An 18642-nucleotide genomic window follows, 5' to 3' on the forward strand; every position below is an offset into this window, starting at 1 on the left:
CCCGGGCGCTGGCGGTTATCGTCCCGATCAGAGCGGTTCTGCTCCATCATACTTCGTCTGTACCCGGGCTGCGCAATGGTGACACGCTCCGCGAGAGGCGCACAGCGTCTTGCGCGACCCCTGGCGGTTCTTGCGCCGCTGCTCGTGCTCGGTTGTGAGAAATCCCTTGGAGGCGAAGTGATCCTTCCGCCCATCCCCATGACGATCCGCCTCGAAACCCCTGACGCAACCTTCCGCCTTACCCCCGAAGAGCGGGCGCGGGTGCGTCCCGATCTGGATGTCGACGCTCTCGAGCAACTGCTGGCGCAGGTGACATCCGATGTCCGGCCCGTTCTCCTCCAGATGCACATGGCCCAGCAGGGTGAAGGGGTGGAGGGTCTGCGCCCCATGCGCATGGGCGATCCGGCTCTCCAGCCTTTGCTCGACGAGGTCTGGGCCCCCGTATGGATGGCCGCCGGGATCGAGGCCATCCGTCGGGAACCGCGGGACTTCCCCGGAAAGGAACTCGCCCGCCAGCGGTTGCAGGATCCGTCCAGTCCGATCAACCGGCCGTAACACACATCCATCGGCCACAATGACCCGCCTGATAACGTCGCCGTTGCTCCTCCTTGCCTGGGTGCTGACATGGCCGAGTACCGGATCGGCCCAGAGTGCCACAGGTCAGGGAGATTACTGGATCGAGACCTCGGCCGCGTGCCCGTACCGTCTCGAACCGGGGTTCAGCGGGCTGTATTATGGCTACGAGCATGAAGGGTTTGCCTGGCCGGCGGCGTGGAAGCGGGAAACTGTCCGCAGTGCTGCCTACGACATCGCCGACTACATCCCGCTGAGATACGACGGATACGGCGGGGGGCTCGGAAATGGCTACTATGTTACGTCGCGGGATCGGATGGCCCGCTGGTACAATCCTGAAATCACGGTCGTCTGCTCGGAACGAACACTCTTCAGTGCATTCGGCTATCCTATCGTCTCGGCTGAGTCCTACAAAGTGGTTCAGAACCGCGGGAACGTAGTTCCCTGCGCCCCAGGTCCGAGCCTGGACGAGCACATTCAACCGTCTGAGTACGATTCGTACTCAGACGTGAGTGTACCAGGGAGGGTGAGCTGCGGGTTCGCCGATACGGGGGGCAGTGAGACAGGCACTGGCGAACCGACCACGTGGTACGAGGACTACCTCGGTGTCACCTTTCAATGCCATTATTCCGTCACCCCCGACGGGTTGCGCGTAAAACACTGCGAAGCCGTGGACGAATGAAAAGAGCGCTGCCGGCCAAGATCCGAGGCCGCTCGGCGATCCTACCGCGCTACTCCGCCTGATCAATGACGTCAACGCCGGGAATCGGAGACGACATGAACGAGCCGTCGAGCATTCTTGAACCCGGCACATGCCGGACTCGGCGTGCGAGCGCGGTGGATGATGGAACGCCGATCGGAAAAACTGACCGGGTGATGACGAACGGGCCCCGCGCGTAATGCGCGGGGCCCGTTTCTGTCTCCGGTAGACGCGCGCTCAGATCGCGGCGGAGGGCGGCGTCTGCGGCGCAGGCTCCGCCGGCGGCTCCACGACGATGCGGGGCGCATTGGCGCTGGCGGCCACGTCGTGCCGTGCCCAGCGATCGCGCGCCGGCCGCTTCACCCAGCGCACCGTCATGTCGGTCGCGACAATGGGAACCACGAGGACGGCCAGAAACAGCAGCAGCACCCACGAGTTGTCGGTGTGCTGCACGGCCTTGTACACCAAGACCTCCGCCACGATGGTGGCACTCCAGACCACGATCAGAAAGATGCGGGTGCGGGTCCAGAACTGGCTCATGGCGTCCTCCGGGGTGTGGCGGTGCCGCACACTCCCCCACCGACCGGCGGAGTGAACATGCGGCGTCCCGAAGGCTAACGGCGGCAGGCACGCGGGCGCAATGCGCGCCCTCCGGAGCACCACGCGCAACACGGGTCGCGTTCATTCCGCAGCGCGGGCCGCACGACGAGGGATTACCTGCCGACCATCTTTCACCCACACTCTTTCCGCACATCCTTGACGAAACAACGGGCGGCCGCCACATTCCTTCTGTCCCCTCGCATGCGCTCGCATGGATACAGCAAGCGATGGAAGGCGCCGGAGGATTATACCCGGCTCCATCCGCGTCACGCGTGTTTCGGGTCCTTGAGCAGGAAAGATCGATCGCGGTGGCGGATCGCCCCGCGAATCGCACCAAGGCGGGGGCTGACGGTCTTCCCCTCGATCGTGATCCGGTCCGCACGGCAGCGGATGGCTCACGATCCACCGAACCACATTCCGGAAACCATCGCCGTGCGCTCCCGGCGATTGCCGTTCGTCGGCGGCACGGCAGCGTGCTTCCGTTCGGGCCGGACCCGCGACCGCGGCCGGCAGCCTCATCGCACTCCCGGAGGATGTCATGCGCAGCAAGCTTCAGCTCAACCTGGACCAGCTGGAAGTGGACACGTTCCAGACCGTGACCACCGCCGGCGAGGCCCGCGGCACCGTGCAGGCCAACGACGACTACGGCGCCCAGACCGACTCGGGCTACGAGTTCTGCACCATCAATGACGCCACCTGCCGCGGCTACGGCACGTGCGGCAAGTACCCCTGCAAGCCGGTTCCCTGAACCACGGCTCCGCAACACGCAGGGCGTCTCCTACGGGCGGTGGATGACGAGCCCCGGTGCATCGCGCGCCGGGGCTCGTTTCGTCGATCAAACCCTCCGCGTGTTTGCCGGATGACGACGGGCGACGGCGATTCTCGTCTGATCGATGAGAGCTGGCCGGATCGTGCACGATCGTTTGTATCAAAGTGGAGCGACGCGAAGTGGGAGTCCCGGGATCGATCACGCCGCACGTACGCTGATCCCTCGGGATGGATGATGAACGAGGCGGCGCGATCTGCACGCTCCGTTGATAATCCGGCAGCCCGCAACGGTTTTCGGCGATCCGGAGCGGAGAAAGTGGCTCGTGCGTTGCATTCGGGCCCGTTGCGGCAGGATCTGATACCGCGATGCGTATCAACCAAACCCCGCCGCATGGATCCCCAGCCTCCGCAACCGCCCATGCTCCGCACGCATCTGCGCTCGATCCTTGTCGGCGCCTGCCTGGCCGCCCTCGCCGCGTGCTCCGGCGACCGTCCCACCGCCACCGCGCCCGACGCCTCGCTCCAGAGCAAGTCCACCAGCACGGGGCTGCTGCTGGTGAGCGGCGGCGGCCAGTCCGGATCGCCCGCCACTCCGCTGCCCGAGCCGGTGATCGTGCGGGTGCTGGACCAGCGCGGGGCGCCCGTCCCCAACGCCAACCTCAACTTTCTGGCATCCGCCGGCGTCGCCTTTCCGCGGCAGACCCGGACAGATGCGGACGGCTACGCGCAGACCGTGTGGACGCTCGGCCCGTCCGCGGGCGAGCAGACCCTGCGCGTGTCGGGCACCGGCGGTACGCTCACGCTTTCCGCCAACGCCCTGATTTCGTCCAAGCTGCAGAAGGTGAGCGGCGATTCGCAGACCGCCACCGCCGGCACGCTGCTTCCGGCGCCGCTCATGGTTCGGGCGGTCACCCGTGACGGCAGGCCGGCGGCGGGGGTGACCGTGCTCTGGACGGCGGGTGGCGGAGGCTCGCTTTCCCCGCTCCTGGCGCGGACCGGCGCGGACGGCATCGCCAGCGCGCGGTGGATGCTGGGGGCGGAGGGCGCGCAGACGGCGCGTGCCACCACTCTGGGCGCCATGGGCCTGATCTCGGTGGAGTTCCGCGCCACGCTGGCGGCAAAGGTGGCGCGTGTGCAGGTGGCGCCGGACCCGCTGGCGCTGCTTACGGGGCGCACCGGCGTGCTGGTGGCCACCGCGTACGACGCGCAGAACCGGATGATCACCGGCCGCCAGGTCGCGTGGACTTCCTCCGCTCCGGCCATCGCCAGCGTGGCCGCGGGCGGCGTGGTGACCGGCGTGGCGGCGGGAAGCGCGCGGGTGACGGCCACGGTGGACGGCGTCGCGGGCTCCGCGGCCGTGCAGGTGACCGCGCCGGTGCCCGGAATCGCGTCCGTGCGGGTGACGCCCGCCACCGTCAGCGTGGCGGTGGGCGGGACGGCGGTGCTGGCCGCCGTCGTGACGGACTCGGCGGGGCGGACGGTCACGGGAAAGCGCGTCACCTGGGCCAGTGCGGCGCCGGGCATTGCCCGGGTAGACACCGCGGGACGGGTTACGGGGGTGGCGGCGGGCTCGGCCCGCGTGAGCGCGACGGTGGAGGGCAAAGTGGGGTACGCGGACGTCACCGTGACGGCCCCGGCCTCCGGCACGGGGCCGATCATCGGCGGAATCCAGATCAACACGACCAACCCGGCCCGTCCCCGGGACCGGTTCATCGTCCAGATCTTCGCCGTGCAGGACCCGGACGGCGTGATGGCCGTCAGCGTGACCGCGCGTTCCCCGGACGGACGGCAGACGGCCACGTGCAACATGCTCCCCTCGCAGTCGTACGCGGTTCAGTTTCCCGGCCCGCCGCACATGCCGTGGAACTGCTACATGCAGCTGCCGGAAAACGCGCAGCACGGGCGGTGGACGCTGGACCCGGTGGCGGCGCGCGACAGCAAGGGCAACGTCACCACGCTCACGGGCGCGGTGCTGGTGGCCACGCGCCAGTTGAACACGGTGACGTTCGAGGTGGAGAACCTGGCATACGACAAGGTCCCGCCCGCGATCAACGGCATGTCGCTCAAGGTGACGCCGTACAGCAACGCGTACAATCACGGCTGGGAGTTCGAGGCGCGGATGCCGGCGTCCGACGTGGGGGCGGGCGTGGCGGGGGGCGGCATGGAGATCCGCAGCCCCGGAGGCGCGCTGAGCCGCATCTTCACCTGCATTCCGGAAACGTTCGGATCGGCGGTGCTGGTGTGCCGCATGCGGGTGCTTTCCACCGAAGCGGCCGGAGAGATCGTGGTGTATAGCGCGTCGGTTAGCGACAAGGCGGAGAACTGGCGTTCGTACAGCACCGCCCAGCTTGAATCGGCGGGCTACCAGGCGCGGATCGCGATCCCCTGACCTGGTTCGCCCTCTGTGATGGAAAGCGCCCTCCCGGCACAGGCCGAGAGGGCGCTCTGCGTTCCGTCTTTCCGGCCCGCGGCGGGATGCCACTGACGCGGGCGTGCCGATCCAGCAGCTCGTCATCTCATCGTGCTGATGATGACACCGTCTGACCCGGATGGGGAAGCTTCGAACGTTGCGCGCTCCCGGCGGGCGATCGCCTGGGGACAAACATCAACCGTGGTCCAGTATTCGCATTTCCGGACAATACTGCCGACGGATTGTACGTCTCACATCGAGGATGCCCGCGGCGGCCGGGTCCGAGCACTTCCGCGCGGAATCCATTTCACGACTGAGGTTTGGAGAATATCATGAAGAAGCTCTCGCTGAACGTCGACACCCTGCGCGTGCAGTCCTTCAAGGTCGGCGAAACGGCTCTGGACATGCCGGCCTCGCCCGCCGCGGCCGCGCTGTACGGCACGTCGCGCTGCGCGTACACCGACTGCACCTGCCCGCCGTACTGCGTCGAGACGGTCTGACGCTGGCGGACTGCTGGCACGATCGCCCCGTGGATCATGATCCACGGGGCGATCTTCATGGCCGAGGCGGCGTTCCTCTTCCGCCTGCCAGCTTCCACCGGGCGCGACGCTGCCCGGCATGAAGTCACGGGACGCAGCGGCGGGTCCATGGGCCTGTTTCCGTCCGGTGGTCCGTCGATGCCGCTTCCAGCACACAGCCGGCGGGCGAGGGATCGGACGCGGTCTCCCCCGTCCGGATGTAGGCGCCGCGGTCAGGATTCAGGACGAGCCGGGCATCGTCCTGCCCGACAAGAAAGCCGCGCAGCCACTCTGCCTCACTCGTCAATGTGCGGACCCGGCCGGTGCGCAGGCTGAGCGCGTACACGTCTCCGGGCCCGTAGCCAACCAGCCACTCCGGGTCCTGCGCCAGTTCCGCGACCTGCACCTCCGGCCCCGTCTCCAGTCGGCCGTCCTCCATCCGGAGCCGGGCGAGCCGGTACACCGTCGGAGTCCCGCGCGGAATACTGTCTGGCAGGACGAGCGCGGCAATCCACTGTGCCCCGTCCACCATGACGCCGCCCAGCCAGCGGTCGTCCAGGTACAGCGTGACCGGCAGATGGATCTGGGCGCGGGTGACCGGGTCGAAGATCGCGGAGTGGTCGCCGCACCGGAGCACCACGCGCGCGACGCCGGGGACGGCCGACAGCTCCGTGCACCCCGCCGGCAGCGCGATCGCCTCGCCCGCGGCGCTGAACAGCCGCGCGGAATCCGGCACCGCGTACGCCTTTTCCCCCAGCGTCACGGGGTAGCCGGCCACGGGATGATGAACCCCGTCCGCCCCCACCAGCACGGTGCGGAAGCGGGCGCCCTCCCACCCGGAATACGAGTAGCTGCTGGCGAACAGGTTGGAGGCGAGCGAGGCGCAGCTAGTGAGCTGAACCGGAAAGGCCGCGCTGTCCGCCGCGGTCGCCGGCGGATCGGTCTCCATGAGCAGCGTCCAGCCGGTGTCGGCCGGGAGCCCCGCCCGCCACAGGACGCCCTGCCCCGCCCGCACCACGCGCTCCCCGCCCGTGGCCAGCGTGCGCACCACCAGTTCCGCCGGGTCGCCGCGCAGATACGCCAGGCGGCGGCCATCATCCGAGAACGAAAACTGGCGCGGGGTCATGCACCGGTTTCCATCGTCCGGAGAACCTTGCAGTTCCGCCATCTCACGCGCCTCCCCGTCGTGCGAATCCAGCAGCACGGGGCGGCCACCGCGCAGCAGGGCCATGTAGCGGCCGGCTCCATCGCCCGCGAGAAGGTCGTCGTACACGGCACTGTCCCCATCCGCCAGATCGTACAGCCACAGGTCCGGCCTGTCGCCCAGCATCTCGCCGTGAATTCCCATGCGGGGCTCCACGCGCCCATCGCCGTCCGTGTCGCGGGTGAAGCGGTAGATCGCGGCCATCCGCCCGTTGGCGCTCAGCCACACCACCCGGCCGCGGACCGCGCCTCCGAATTCCGCAGACACCACGGGCTGCACCCTGCGCAGCGGGACGCCGGGGGGCAGTTCCACCACCTGTGCCTGCGCGAGCCGGCAGGTGTTCAGGCTGAGAAGCGCGCCGAGCAGCGCGAGTGGGCGAAGGAGGCGCATGCGGGGAGATGCGGTTCGGGATGAGGGATGAGCCGTGCCGTGCGGTGTGCCAGGGGAACGTACGGGACGCGCGGCGTCTGTCAGGCGAGGAGTTTACCAGGATCCGCCGGATGGCGGGTCCGCGCCATCCATCAGAACCGGTGATCGCGATGGACGGATGATCGCGGATGATGGACGTGATCGGATTCGCCATCACGATTGCGGTACCCGCCGCCGTCGAGGCAGCGAATCATCCCACGAGGCCCGCCGCGATCACACGCATCGGCGATGCGAGGTTCAAGGCGCGGCGCGGTCATCATCCGATGATCGGGCAGGGCCGTCCATCCACCCCGCCTGGTGATGGGCTGCGGGCGGATGATGTGCAGCACCAGCGAGATCCGGCGGATGCGCGGCGTTGACCAGAGTAGCTGGACGGGCTACCATGGCGGCGGATTTCCCCTGATCAGAGTGCTCTCATGGCCGAACGGCTCGATCCATACATTTCGCTCCGCAATCCGGCGTTCCGGTGGTACGTGGCCGCGCTGGTGGCCATGACGCTGGGGACGCAGATCCAGGCCACGGTGGTGGGCTGGCAGGTGTACGCGCTCACCAAGGATCCGCTGGCGCTGGGGCTTGTGGGACTGGCGGAGGCGCTGCCGTTCATCAGCGCGGCGCTCTTTGCCGGGCACGTGGCCGACCGGCACAACCGCAAGACGCTGGCGATGTACAGCACCGCGCTGCAGGTCCTCTGCGCCGGCGCGCTGCTGATGATCACGCTGAGCCCGTCCGTGCTGGCCGGCGGGCGCGAGTGGCCCATCTTTGCGGTGGTGTTCGTCAGCGGGATTGCGCGCAGCTTTCTGCAGCCCGCGCGCACGGCCATCAGCGCCGAGATCGTTCCGCGGGAGCAGTACGCCAACGCCATCGCGTGGCGGTCGTCCATGTGGGAGGCGTCGGCGGTGCTGGGGCCGGCGCTGGGCGGCGTGCTGTACGGATTCGCCAGCGCGCGGCTGGCGTACACGGTAGAGGCGGTGCTGTGCGCGCTGGGCCTGCTGGGGCTGGGGATGATGGCCTACACGCCGCGCGTGCGCGAGATCGTGGCCGGCGAGGAAAGCATCTGGCAGAACCTGACGGTGGGCATCCGCTTTCTGTTCACGCAGAAGGAGCTGCTGGGCGCGCAGGTGCTGGACCTGTTTTCGGTGCTGTTCGGCGGGGCGGTGGCGCTGCTCCCCATCTTTGCGGCCGAGCGGCTGCACGTGGGGCCGCAGGGGCTGGGCGTGCTGCGCGCGGCGCCCGCGGCCGGCGCGGTGCTGATGTCCGTGGTCATCGCGCACCGCACGCTGCGCAAGGCGGGGCCCAAGCTGTTTCTGTGCGTGGCGGGATTCGGGCTGTGCTGGATCTTCTTTGCGCTGTCGCGGTCATTCTGGCTGTCGCTGGGGCTGCTGGTGATCAGCGGCATGCTGGACAACGTCAGCGTGGTGATCCGCAGCACGCTGCTCACTGTCCGCACCCCCGAGCACATGCTGGGGCGCGTGTCGGCGGTGAATCAGATCTTCATCGGATCAAGCAACGAGATCGGCTCGTTTGAGAGCGGCGTGATGGCGCGGTTGCTGGGGGTGGTGCGGTCCATCGTGGTGGGCGGGGTGGCGACGCTGGCCGTGGTGGGCGTGACCGCCTGGCGCGTCCCCGCCCTCCGCAAGCTGGACGAGCTGAGCTGAGCAGGCGAGCGGGGCGCGGAGTCACGACGAAGACAGGAACTACGCGCAGCAGTTACGTGATCGGAGAGCGCCGGTAGTCGCGTTGAGCCGCAAAGGCCAGCACGGCGCGGATGTCCTCCGCATCCAGATCGGGGAAGTCCGCCAGGACTTCCCCGATTGTCATTCCGCCCGCGAGGTACTCCAGCACGTCGGACACCGCGATGCGCGTTCCACGCACGACCGGCTTTCCGCTGCGCACGGCGGGGTTCGAGGTGATTCGCTGATCGATCTCAGTCATCACTCCTCCCGGCTTGGTCGCGATAGCTGGACTAGCCCTGCAGTTCACGAGCAAGCCGACGCAGATCACGCACTCGCGCCTCCAACTCGTCCGCGTGCTTCTCTGCCAGATCCGCCACAACGGGCTCCCAGCCCTTCGGGGCCGTGCGCGCGTTGGGTCCGCTCATGCGCGCACGACGGATCGTATGGGGATCCTTCCCGAGCCGTTCGGCCATGTCTGCCGCGGTCACGGGCTGAGTTCCCCAGAGGATGTCTGTGGCCTCTTTGAAGTCCATCGCCGACGTGGTACGTGGTTATTGACAAAACGCCACTGCGGTACTAGGTTATTTCCACGCAGGGCGAAAAGAAGGCTGGCCGCTCTCCCGCCAAGAAGAATCGACCAGCCTCACGAGAACGACCCGAGAGCCGTCCGCCACAACGGTAGCCCTGCCGGGCGGCGCGGGTCAAGAGGATTGGAGTTCACCATGCTGATGGAACCCCGCGCCGTGCGCCGGCCCAGGCTGGAGGAGCACTCCGGCTACACGATCCAGAAGCAGGACCACAGCCGTTGGTGGGAGGTGCGCGATCCGGCGGGCGAGCTGGTATGCCTGACGGTGTACAGACGAGGTGCGCGGGAAGTCGTACGTAGACTGGTGTTCACTGCCGCGTGAGTACTACGGGGCCGCGTGCAAGCCTAGCACGCGGCTCCCCGCCGAGACCTATGCGATTCCTACGTGCGGAGTAACTCTCGCGCAGCGCATCGGGCAACTGCGAGGGCGAGGTTCTTGTCGGTATTCGGATATTTAAGTTGCCTAACTGCAAACGAATATGCGTTCGCGAAAACGTCACGCCGAGCCGCAGCGAGCCGGATGGCATTGGCTCTACAACGGCGCACGAATTCAGGGAATGGGCAGTCGGCCACGTACACATCAAGATCATTCCATCGAGCGGCTTGCTCCACAGATGGCCAATCACCGCGAACGGCAACTGACGTGGGGTGGAACAGGAGGCTTAGTTCAAGGACGATCATGTCGTAACAGGCGCACCAGATCCCTACATCCCCATAGTCGATCAAGACCGGGCGATTCTCGCCCGAAACCAGGATATTAAGCCCGTGCAAGTCACCGTGCTGCGGGCATTGTCTCACGGTAACCCGGCACCGCTCTACTTGATCGAGCGGGATGAGTGCCCGGACCGAATCGGCGTATGGGATGAATTGATCATCGCTGATCATTGAGCGACGCAGATCTTCTACCCGGATTTGTTTAGAAGCCCACGAGGAAGTCCAAGGCCGCTCAAGTTCCACCAATCGATCTAGAACTAACAACGCGTCCCTCTCGGATCTCGCGAGCACATCAAAGAAGCTCGTTTGATATTCCTCAGCGAGTGTATAAAACAGTCCGGCGACGCTCCCCGCACCGGCACGGATCTCATCCGAAAACGATGTGAAGCTCCCTACCCCGAGCAATGGCGCGATGTGCTTACGGTAGCGTGTCTCCTCATCCGTTACCGACTCGAGTGAACCAAGCTTTGCTACAGCTACTGCACGCGTAACAAGTCCAGAATCCTGTACTTGGACACGTAGTGTTTTTGATTGGGAGAGCCCTCCACTTAGTGGTAGGACATCGATGATCGCCCCGTTATGTCTCTGAGCGAAGATTCGGAGAAGCCGCCGCTCGGCGGACGTAAGTGCAATGCCTCTTTCTTGGATCTCAATCGTGTCATCCATCTGTTGTTGAGCCCGCGCGAATTCCACCAGTGACAGAATGCAGTCATCCAGATTGACCTTCCGTATCAACCGAGTAAGCGCCATCGGCCTGCGCATCCCGAACAGATCCTCGCGGGGAGCTTCTTGGATTGCTGTTGTGACGAAGTCGATCTGCTCTTCGCTGTGTCCGGTCAGGATCAAGATTTGAGTGCCCGGATGTAATTTTCGGGCCTGCTGGTACACGGAAATCCCATGTATCACATCCTCATCTAGGGCGCCGTCAGTGGATGGGATGCTGAGGTCGCAAAGAATGGTGTCGTATTCGGACGACCCGAGCGCGGCTACCGCACCCTCCCTACTCCACGCGTGGAGACAGTCGATTGAGGGTTCAAGGTCTTGCAGAGCATTCGTAAACGCCGACGCGAATGCCTGGTCGTCTTCGATAAGCAAAACTCGCATTCATCTCTCCGTGAATGGGCGGGGCCAACGAAAGTGGAAAGCAGCACCCACCTCTTCGCGTCTGTTTAGTACAATTTCACCACCCAAAGTCCGAGCCGCGCGATAACAGATGGCGAGACCCATCCCTAGATGCTCCGATTTCGTAGTTGTTCCGATTTCGTAGACTCGGCCTGCACTGAGCGGAAGCCCGACACCGTGGTCGATTATGCTAAACCAGTACTCCTTGGGCGTACTACCCCAGTTAACCACGACCGGGAGGTGGCTTCGCCCCCCGGCCAAAGTGGCTTCAATCGCGTTCCGGATGCCGTTGGCGATCACAATCGAGAGAATGGTCGGATCGCTAACGGCCATGAGAGGAGCAATACCCGCAAATTCTACCGCAGCCTGCGCACTGAATGCTTCTGATTCGCTCACCGACCGAATTAGATCTGCAAGGTCGAACTCACGAGCTTGTGGAACTCTTGCAACCTTCGCGAGCACGGAAACAGCCTCAATGGTATCCGCGAGGCGAAATAATGCGCTATACGTCCGACTGTTGCCGAAATCTGGAACTTCCAAAGTAGCATGGAGGCGAAGAATCCCCACAATCGGTTGAAGCTCATGGACGAGCCGTCGAGTAGTATCCTCGACAGCACGTGCATACGCTTCGTCTTCGGGTTCAACGTCATCCCAAATGCGTGACGAGATCGCATTGGGAGCAGTTTTGACTCCCGCTGTTTCGAGCGCTTGCTCGAGGGCACGACGTACCCAGACGACGGACTCAACTGAAAGAGCTGCGGTTAACTTCGGGAAATCGTCGCGTTGCGCTGTGTGTCGAAGGTGGCGTGCACCCTTCAACCTCTCATGCATACTTGAAGAATTCAGCGCGTCAAAGGCCTCCTCTCGCGTCATCTCGATTCAGCGTTGTCGCCGTAGAACTCTGCACGACGATGAAAAGCTTCGAGACCACCTTCCATTACAGTTGTGATCGCTTCTACGCTTTCTGGATGGTCTAAAGGTCGCGCGTGTCGGACGAACCCGTTTCGACCATCGGAGCCCATCAGAACGATCAGGCTTGCCTCGCCCAAGACCGGGATGTTGGGATTATGCGTAGAGAAGATCAATTGCCCGAATTGCTTTCGCTTTCGAATGGCTTCAATAGCCGTCCCGACTATGAACCCATTATCAAGGTGATCCTCCGGCTGATCGACAACAAGAACCCGGTCCTCTTTCGCCAAGAGAATCGGGAGCACAACAGTGCAGCGCTGACCAGTGGACAGGTGCTCCGTGCTCTTGTATTCACCTCCGTCAAGCAGGCTAAGGGTGACTGAATCCTGTAATTCGCACGTCACCAACTCCTCGGTTCCAGTCTTGCTGAGTTCAGCAACCAATCTTGCAGCACGATCGACCGGGATCCCCGCAATGCTACTCAGAGTTTCGTAATCCTGTGATTCTACCGCGTCAAGAACCTCCCGCGGGCTCATCTTCTCAGCGAGCATGGGAGCAAGGGTATTGTAGTGGAGACCCGTTCCACGAAGGACATTACGAATGGTGTTGACATACTCCGTATGGATACCGAACCGCTGAACGGTAATTCGAATTGTTGGGCCAAGTTGTCGGTTCAAACGTGCTGCGACGTCCGCACGCTCCTCATACTCTCTCTCGCAGAGGGAATCGAGTTCGTCGAGTAAGGTATCCCTGCTATCGCGAAGAGTAGTCCATGCCTCGAGCTTCTTCATACGAAGCGGGGTCAGGGCATCGAGTTGAGCGATCTGCTCACGGAGGCCTGAGATCCGCTTTGAAATCACAGTCCCACCTTTCTGCAGTTGCTCCAAGGAATTCCGCAGATCGCGAGATTGCTGCTCGGTCTCAATCTGCTGAGCCTTGTTCGCACTCCGCAGTTCCTCGATTCCCTGAACACGCGACGCCAACACATCGATCGAGGCAGTAACGCTTGCCATCGCGTCAACTACTGACGCCCGAACCGCAGCTATCGGATCAGGACCTCCTGCAGCCTCGGGCCAGTCCTCAACGTCAGGCTTGTTACGGACTAGAGTAGCTGCCCTCTCTCCCCACGTTTCTAAGCTGCGTACAACTCTGTCGTACACGCCGTCTCGCACTGCGAGTTGTGCTGCAGTAGACGTTAGGGCATCCAGTTCTGCCCAGCGTCCCTCGGCATCCCCTAGGGACTGGATGACTCCTAGCTGCTCTTCCTCGGCAGCTACTAGCTGTTCTCTTAGCCCTTCCGCTCCGCCGGCTCGCTCCTCCAACTCCGTAATTTCCTGAGCGAGAGCGCGCATCTCGCTCATCAGGGAACGAACTTCGGCGCGCGCGTGGGTAGCACTCTCGCGCAACTTGTCCCGGTCTGTGCGAAAGAAATCAATCAAGTTCAAGCGGCTGGACGCTATGAGGCCGATTGTTTCGATCTCATTTTGAGAGAAGATGAGTGGCTTCTCGAACCTGCCCGACACGCGTGGCTCGGCGTCACTTGCGGTTCGGACGACAGTTGCAGGGCCTTCGTCCGTTGACAGCGTGATCGTTACTTGCCCACTGCCAAGCACCGACAGAGCATGTTCTTTGGCTTGTGCTTTGGAGCGATCAGAGAAGCCGGGAGCGGCAAGACAAAACCGGACCAGCTCGATAATAGAGGTTTTACCTGCTCCCCGCGGTCCGATCAATACGTTGAGCCCGTCCGCGAGGCGGAGATCAAGACCATCCAGAAATCCCTCATCCACTTGGAGTCGTTCGATCCGCATAAATCCTTGTTCAGAGAAGGTGATTTCACTGCTGGACGGAACGAAGGGCCCCCAACAATCCGGAGGCCCTCCCACTCATCACCCGGGACCACCTAGCCGCCCCAACTCAAACCGCCAGCCCGGGCCCGCGCCATCCCAATGTCCCGCGATCACCCGCACTCGCTGAAGCCGCAGGCGTGGCACTTCTTGCAGCCCTCGGCAAACTCCAGCTGGCTGCTGCAGTCCGGGCAGGTGCCCATGAACACCTCGGCCTCGGCCGCGTAGTTCATCAGCGAAAGCTGCGGCTGCTCCAGCACCTCGGGCAGCTTCACGTCTTCCGTCTTGCCGCCCACCGCCTCGGGAATCAGCTCCTGCTGAATGCCCGCCTTCTCGCGCTGGTGCCAGCCCAGCGCCTGGGCGATGGCGTCGGGCACCGAGAGCACCTTGTTCTCACCGAAGCCCACCGCGCGGTCCGAGCTGATGCCGCGGAGCTGCTGGTAGATGTCGCCCACCGGAATGCCGAAGCGCAGCGCCATGCTGATCAGCCGGCCGATGGCCTCCACGTCGGCCATGGCGACAGAGCCCGCCTTGCCCAGCGTGGCGAACACCTCGAACTCGTGCCCTTCGCGATCCTCGTTGATGGTGACGAACACGTCGCCCAGCGGCGAGTTCATCTTGCGCGTGGTGCCGCGCAGCACGTTGGGGCGCTTGCGCTTCTGCCGGCGCGCCTGGGCGTTCACGTGCTCCGCTTGGCTCAGGTCCGTCCGCAGCCGCGCCACCTCGCGCTCCAGCTTGGCGATGCGCTCGGCGCTCTCCGACACCTTGGCCTGCGCCTCCGCGACCTTGCTCGCGTCCTCCGCCTGCTGCGCCGGCGTCTTGGTGGCGCCGGTGCTCAGCACCTGTCCGTCGCGGCTGCCGTCGCGGTACACCGTCACGCCCTTGCAGTTGAGGTCGAACGCAAGCTCGTAGATCTTGCGGACGTCATCCACCGTGGCGCCGTTGGGGAAGTTGGTGGTCTTGCTGATGGCGCTGTCGCAGTGCTCCTGGAAGGCGGCCTGCATGCGCACGTGCCACTCGGGCGTGATGTCGTGCGCCGTGCTGAAGGCGCGCTGCACGTGCTCCGGCACCTCGGCGAAGTGGATGTGCCCCTCGCGCGCGATCCGCTCCATCAGCTCCGCGCTGTACCAGCCCTCGGCGTGCGCGATGGCGGTAAAGTCCTCGTTGACGTCCGGCATCAGGCTGCCTGCCTGGTTGCGCATGAACGCCACCGCGAACAGCGGCTCGATCCCCGACGAGCAGCCCGCGAAGATCGAAATCGTCCCCGTCGGCGCGACGGTCGTCACGTTGCAGTTGCGCATGGCGCGCACCGGACGGATGCGCTCACCGTTGGGCGCGCGGGCGGCCGTTTCGTCCGGGCCCCAGATGCTCTGCTCCCACTCGGGAAACACGCCGCGCGTCTGCGCCAGCCGCTCCGACTCGCGCTTGCTTTCCTCATCCAGAAACTCCATCACCCGGCGGCCGATCTCCACGCCCTCGGCGCTGTTGTACGGCACGCCCAGCCGCACCAGCAGGTCGGCGAAGCCCATCACCCCCAGCCCGATGCGGCGGATGCGGTTGGCCAGGTCGGTGATTTCCGGCAGCGGGTACTGGTTGGCGTCGATGACGTTGTCCAGGAAGTGCGTGGCAAGGCGCGTGACCCGGCGGTACTCCTTCCAGTCGATGCGGTCGCTCCAGGCCTCGCCCGCGGGCACGTCGTCGCGCACGAAGGCGCCGATGTTCACCGAGCCCAGGTTGCACACGTCGTACGGCAGCAGAGGCTGCTCGCCGCACGGATTGGTCGCCTCGTACGAGCCCAGGTGCGGCACCGGGTTGTAGAAGTTTGCCCGGTCGATGAAGAACACGCCCGGCTCGCCCGTGCGCCACGCGTTCTGCACGATCTTGTCGAAGATGGCGCGCGCGTCCTTCTGCCCCACCACCTGCTGCGTGCGCGGGTTGATGAGGTCGTACTGCTCGCCCTTCTGCACCGCGCGCATGAACGCGTCGGTAATGGCGACGGAGATGTTGAAGTTGGTGATCTTGGTGATGTCCTGCTTGCAGTCGATGAACTCTTCCACGTTGGGGTGGTCCACCCGCAGGATGCCCATGTTGGCGCCGCGGCGCGTGCCGCCCTGCTTCACCACTTCCGTGGACGAGTCGTACAGCGACATGAAGCTGATGGGCCCGCTGGCCACGCCCGTGGTGCTGTTGACCAGGTCGCCCTCGGGGCGGATGCGGCTGAAGCTGAAGCCGGTGCCGCCGCCCGACTGGTGCACCATCGCCATGGACCGAAGCGTGTCGTACACGCCGCTCTGGCCGTTGCTGAGCGCATCGTCCACCGGCAACACGAAGCAGGCGCTCAGCTGCCCCAGCGGGCGCCCGGCGTTCATGAGCGTGGGCGAGTTGGGCTCGAACAGCCGGCGCGTCATCAGCAGGTAGAACTCGCGGGCCAGCGCGCGGATCTGCTCCTCACCGGCGCCGTACTTGGCGTCGGCCTGGGCGATGGTGTAGGCCACGCGCCAGAACATCTCCTCCGGCTCCTCGACGGGCTTGCCCTTTTCGTCCTTGCGCAGGTAGCGCTTGGCCAAGACGATGCGGGCGTTGTCGGACAGCTCGGCACGCGGCAGGTCCAGATCCGCGATGGGCGAGGTCGGGGCGGAGGAAGGGGTCATCTGGGTACTCCTGGGGTCCGTTGCGTGTTGATTGACGGCGAAAAACAAGGCAGAACAAGAGCTTGGGACGGGTACGCCGCCGCGCCGCTGCTCAGGCGCGCTGTGTACCACATCTAGCGTGGAGTGCAGTATAGACCCCTACATGTAGTGGGTCAAGTGTCTTGTGAGCGGTCGCAACGTGTGTGCCGGAAGCGTCCACGAAGGCCGGTTTGGCGGGATTTTCCAGCAGTGGCGCGGAGGTTTTCCGGATCGTCCCGCGCAGCCGGACGGAGCGGACGCGCGAGGGGCACCACTACCGGTTGTGGAGGGGTGGTACTAGGGGTTGTGGTGCGGGGTGGGCGGGCGGCCCCCACCGGGCTCGTACTACTCGCCCACCTCCCCCAAAAAAGACTGGGGGAGGTTGGTCCGGCGGACGCATCGGCGCGGATCGGACACACCAGCGCGCCGGATCCTTATCGGGATGGCAGATGGTCAGGCGCGGGCCGGACACATCAGCGCCGTTGAAAGCCGGATCGGTCCGGGCGGAACGCATCCGCGCGGGCCGGAGAGTACCCGGCCGGCGCGATCATCGTTGAGCGAATGAATCCGCCGCTCAGACAGCGGGAACCCCCGACACGACGCCTACAGGCGCCGTTCGGGGCTTCAACCGCATTGTGGGATGCGGGCGATACTGGGGTGTGCTCCCTCTCCCACATCCGTTCGTGGGAGAGGGTCGTCGTGCGCAGCACGCGGGGTGAGGGCCACAGCCGGCGGCCGCACGGTACTCCGCAACGCCCTTCATCCCCGCCCCGCCAGCCGTTCCACGCGACCAAACTACACCATCGCGAACGCCGGGTCAGGCCCCCGCGTGAAAGAGGCCAGCCCGGCGCATGCCGGTCTGGCCTCTCCGTCCACCCACGTCCCGATCACGCCGCGAGAGCGGCGTTCACGAGCGTTCTGCCATCACGGCATGTCCGTCTCACGCCGGTCTTTGTGCTCTCCCGGGCGCCCGCCGTACATGCTTTCGTCATCGATCTTCGACGGCGCCTTGTCGGCCTCCACGAGATCCTTGCCGTGCGCGTTGGCCGGCGCGACGGGAACGGTGTTGGGGGCCGTCGTGGATTCCTGCACCTGGGCGCCTTCGTCGTTCTCGGTCGCGTGCGGCGGATGCACCTGCGACGAGGCCGCCGTCCCCACTTCCTTGCGCGGGCCGGGTCCGGCGGAGCGCTCTTCCGTCATCCGCCCACCCCTTCTTCGCGGGGGTCGGTGTTGCCGCGGGCCTCGCGCGCCTTGCCCGCGTCGTCCACGCTGGAATCGCTGTCCTTGTGCAGGCCCGCGTTGGCGTGAACCGAGGGTGCAGGCTTGCCCGGGTTGTGCGGGATGCCCGACGCCGCGGCCTGCTCGGCAAGCTCCTGCTTGTCCTGCAGCACGGTGTCGTCCTCCGATGATCCGGCGCGGGTGTTCTGCGGGAGATTCTTGTAGTCCGTCGCGCCCGCCTCGCGCGGGTCGATGTTGTACTGATCGGGTCGCTTGCCGCCCATGGTCACCTCATCCGTGTGTAGGAGTGCAAACCGTTGGGCGGCATGGTTGTTCACGATCCGTGCCGGGGAAGGAGGGGAAGTGCGTGAGTGCGGGGTGCGTGAGTGCGTGAGTGCGACTGCAGGAGTTTGGGGCGAGTGGCCGAGGGTCGTGTGGCGGCCGGCTGTGGCCCTCACCCCGCGTGCTGCGCACGACGACCCTCTCCCACGAACGGATGTGGGAGAGGGAGCACACCCCAGTGCCGTGCGTTCCGGATGGCTCGGTGCGACGGCGGGCTCCCCCCTCCCCCCAACCCCATACGCGCTAACTTATTCGGCTAAGTAGTGATAAGCCAGTTAGTTGCAGCGCTCGTTTTCGTGGCCGCTCACGCAGTCGCCGGCTCAACTCGCGGCCGCGGCGCAGCAGTTCGCTTGGCAGGCTGGG

General features: G+C 65.2%; 17 protein-coding genes. 8 read left to right on the forward strand and 9 right to left on the reverse strand.

Annotated elements, in window-relative coordinates; all coding sequences use genetic code 11:
* The first annotated feature begins 198 nt into the window (after positions 1–198).
* Both HNQ61_RS23495 and HNQ61_RS23500 read left to right on the forward strand, forming a co-directional pair.
* A complete protein-coding gene (locus HNQ61_RS23495) occupies positions 199–555 on the forward strand; it encodes a hypothetical protein (RefSeq protein ID WP_170035076.1) in 357 nt (118 codons plus the stop codon).
* A gap of 19 nt (positions 556–574) precedes the next feature.
* The gene (locus HNQ61_RS23500) at positions 575–1255 is read left to right on the forward strand and encodes a hypothetical protein (protein WP_170035075.1); all 681 of its coding nucleotides are present in this window, start codon (positions 575–577) and stop codon (positions 1253–1255) included.
* Positions 1256–1510: 255 nt separating this feature from the next.
* Here HNQ61_RS23500 and HNQ61_RS23505 read toward each other — a convergent pair whose 3' ends face one another.
* Positions 1511–1813, reverse strand: a complete 303-nt coding sequence (locus HNQ61_RS23505) for a hypothetical protein (RefSeq protein WP_170035074.1) — start codon at positions 1811–1813, stop codon at positions 1511–1513.
* A 598-nt stretch (positions 1814–2411) separates the two neighbouring features.
* Here HNQ61_RS23505 and HNQ61_RS23510 point away from each other — a divergent pair.
* From HNQ61_RS23510 to HNQ61_RS23520, 3 genes are all read left to right on the forward strand, one after another.
* A complete protein-coding gene (locus HNQ61_RS23510; protein ID WP_170035073.1) occupies positions 2412–2621 on the forward strand; it encodes a hypothetical protein in 210 nt (69 codons plus the stop codon).
* Positions 2622–3059: 438 nt separating this feature from the next.
* A complete protein-coding gene (locus HNQ61_RS23515) occupies positions 3060–5030 on the forward strand; it encodes an Ig-like domain-containing protein (RefSeq protein ID WP_170035072.1) in 1971 nt (656 codons plus the stop codon).
* 353 nt (positions 5031–5383) lie between these two features.
* Positions 5384–5551, forward strand: a complete 168-nt coding sequence (locus HNQ61_RS23520; protein WP_170035071.1) for a hypothetical protein — start codon at positions 5384–5386, stop codon at positions 5549–5551.
* Between the two features lie 124 nt (positions 5552–5675).
* Here HNQ61_RS23520 and HNQ61_RS23525 read toward each other — a convergent pair whose 3' ends face one another.
* On the reverse strand, positions 5676–7163 hold the full coding sequence (locus tag HNQ61_RS23525) for a hypothetical protein (RefSeq protein ID WP_170035070.1): 1488 nt from the start codon (positions 7161–7163) through the stop codon (positions 5676–5678).
* Positions 7164–7330: 167 nt separating this feature from the next.
* Here HNQ61_RS23525 and HNQ61_RS23530 point away from each other — a divergent pair, with 167 nt between their 5' ends.
* Together HNQ61_RS23530 and HNQ61_RS23535 are read left to right on the forward strand one after the other, a co-directional pair.
* The gene (locus tag HNQ61_RS23530; protein WP_170035069.1) at positions 7331–7561 is read left to right on the forward strand and encodes a hypothetical protein; all 231 of its coding nucleotides are present in this window, start codon (positions 7331–7333) and stop codon (positions 7559–7561) included.
* 57 nt (positions 7562–7618) lie between these two features.
* Entirely contained in the window at positions 7619–8857 is a 1239-nt protein-coding gene (locus HNQ61_RS23535) for an MFS transporter (RefSeq protein WP_170035068.1), read from the forward strand.
* A gap of 52 nt (positions 8858–8909) precedes the next feature.
* Here HNQ61_RS23535 and HNQ61_RS23540 read toward each other — a convergent pair whose 3' ends face one another.
* Positions 8910–9134, reverse strand: coding sequence for a DUF433 domain-containing protein (locus HNQ61_RS23540; protein WP_170035067.1), 225 nt, complete (start codon positions 9132–9134; stop codon positions 8910–8912).
* A gap of 463 nt (positions 9135–9597) precedes the next feature.
* Here HNQ61_RS23540 and HNQ61_RS23545 point away from each other — a divergent pair, with 463 nt between their 5' ends.
* A complete protein-coding gene (locus tag HNQ61_RS23545; RefSeq protein ID WP_170035065.1) occupies positions 9598–9783 on the forward strand; it encodes a hypothetical protein in 186 nt (61 codons plus the stop codon).
* Between the two features lie 59 nt (positions 9784–9842).
* Here the strand turns inward: HNQ61_RS23545 and HNQ61_RS23550 are convergent, their stop codons facing one another.
* The 6 genes from HNQ61_RS23550 to HNQ61_RS23575 all read right to left on the reverse strand — a co-directional run bounded on the left by HNQ61_RS23550 (position 9843) and on the right by HNQ61_RS23575 (position 18221).
* Positions 9843–11279 carry a response regulator gene (locus tag HNQ61_RS23550; RefSeq protein ID WP_170035064.1) on the reverse strand — a complete coding sequence of 479 codons (1437 nt, stop codon included), beginning with the start codon at positions 11277–11279 and terminating at the stop codon, positions 9843–9845.
* On the reverse strand, positions 11280–12170 hold the full coding sequence (locus tag HNQ61_RS23555; protein ID WP_170035063.1) for a sensor histidine kinase: 891 nt from the start codon (positions 12168–12170) through the stop codon (positions 11280–11282).
* Entirely contained in the window at positions 12167–14014 is a 1848-nt protein-coding gene (locus HNQ61_RS23560; RefSeq protein ID WP_170035062.1) for an AAA family ATPase, read from the reverse strand. The genes HNQ61_RS23555 and HNQ61_RS23560 overlap by 4 nt, the downstream gene beginning before the upstream one ends.
* Before the next feature lie 149 nt (positions 14015–14163).
* The gene (locus tag HNQ61_RS23565) at positions 14164–16701 is read right to left on the reverse strand and encodes a vitamin B12-dependent ribonucleotide reductase (protein WP_205761545.1); all 2538 of its coding nucleotides are present in this window, start codon (positions 16699–16701) and stop codon (positions 14164–14166) included.
* 942 nt (positions 16702–17643) lie between these two features.
* Entirely contained in the window at positions 17644–17919 is a 276-nt protein-coding gene (locus HNQ61_RS23570; protein ID WP_170035061.1) for a hypothetical protein, read from the reverse strand.
* Complete coding sequence (locus tag HNQ61_RS23575) at positions 17916–18221, reverse strand: hypothetical protein (RefSeq protein WP_170035060.1); 306 nt, start codon at positions 18219–18221, stop codon at positions 17916–17918. Before HNQ61_RS23575 ends, HNQ61_RS23570 begins: the two co-directional genes overlap by 4 nt.
* Positions 18222–18642: the final 421 nt, after the last annotated feature.

The organism is Longimicrobium terrae (assembly GCF_014202995.1).
In the GTDB taxonomy this organism is placed as follows: domain Bacteria; phylum Gemmatimonadota; class Gemmatimonadetes; order Longimicrobiales; family Longimicrobiaceae; genus Longimicrobium; species Longimicrobium terrae.

What these genes read in the sequence shown, in the direction of transcription:
- HNQ61_RS23495 (WP_170035076.1), top strand. Translation starts at nt 199, where the DNA reads ATGACGATCCGCCTCGAAACCCCTGACGCAACCTTCCGCCTTACCCCC.
- HNQ61_RS23500 (WP_170035075.1), top strand. Translation starts at nt 575, where the DNA reads ATGACCCGCCTGATAACGTCGCCGTTGCTCCTCCTTGCCTGGGTGCTG.
- HNQ61_RS23505 (WP_170035074.1), bottom strand. Translation starts at nt 1,813, where the DNA reads ATGAGCCAGTTCTGGACCCGCACCCGCATCTTTCTGATCGTGGTCTGG.
- HNQ61_RS23510 (WP_170035073.1), top strand. Translation starts at nt 2,412, where the DNA reads ATGCGCAGCAAGCTTCAGCTCAACCTGGACCAGCTGGAAGTGGACACG.
- HNQ61_RS23515 (WP_170035072.1), top strand. Translation starts at nt 3,060, where the DNA reads ATGCTCCGCACGCATCTGCGCTCGATCCTTGTCGGCGCCTGCCTGGCC.
- HNQ61_RS23520 (WP_170035071.1), top strand. Translation starts at nt 5,384, where the DNA reads ATGAAGAAGCTCTCGCTGAACGTCGACACCCTGCGCGTGCAGTCCTTC.
- HNQ61_RS23525 (WP_170035070.1), bottom strand. Translation starts at nt 7,163, where the DNA reads ATGCGCCTCCTTCGCCCACTCGCGCTGCTCGGCGCGCTTCTCAGCCTG.
- HNQ61_RS23530 (WP_170035069.1), top strand. Translation starts at nt 7,331, where the DNA reads ATGATGGACGTGATCGGATTCGCCATCACGATTGCGGTACCCGCCGCC.
- HNQ61_RS23535 (WP_170035068.1), top strand. Translation starts at nt 7,619, where the DNA reads ATGGCCGAACGGCTCGATCCATACATTTCGCTCCGCAATCCGGCGTTC.
- HNQ61_RS23540 (WP_170035067.1), bottom strand. Translation starts at nt 9,134, where the DNA reads ATGACTGAGATCGATCAGCGAATCACCTCGAACCCCGCCGTGCGCAGC.
- HNQ61_RS23545 (WP_170035065.1), top strand. Translation starts at nt 9,598, where the DNA reads ATGCTGATGGAACCCCGCGCCGTGCGCCGGCCCAGGCTGGAGGAGCAC.
- HNQ61_RS23550 (WP_170035064.1), bottom strand. Translation starts at nt 11,279, where the DNA reads ATGCGAGTTTTGCTTATCGAAGACGACCAGGCATTCGCGTCGGCGTTT.
- HNQ61_RS23555 (WP_170035063.1), bottom strand. Translation starts at nt 12,170, where the DNA reads ATGACGCGAGAGGAGGCCTTTGACGCGCTGAATTCTTCAAGTATGCAT.
- HNQ61_RS23560 (WP_170035062.1), bottom strand. Translation starts at nt 14,014, where the DNA reads ATGCGGATCGAACGACTCCAAGTGGATGAGGGATTTCTGGATGGTCTT.
- HNQ61_RS23565 (WP_205761545.1), bottom strand. Translation starts at nt 16,701, where the DNA reads ATGACCCCTTCCTCCGCCCCGACCTCGCCCATCGCGGATCTGGACCTG.
- HNQ61_RS23570 (WP_170035061.1), bottom strand. Translation starts at nt 17,919, where the DNA reads ATGACGGAAGAGCGCTCCGCCGGACCCGGCCCGCGCAAGGAAGTGGGG.
- HNQ61_RS23575 (WP_170035060.1), bottom strand. Translation starts at nt 18,221, where the DNA reads ATGGGCGGCAAGCGACCCGATCAGTACAACATCGACCCGCGCGAGGCG.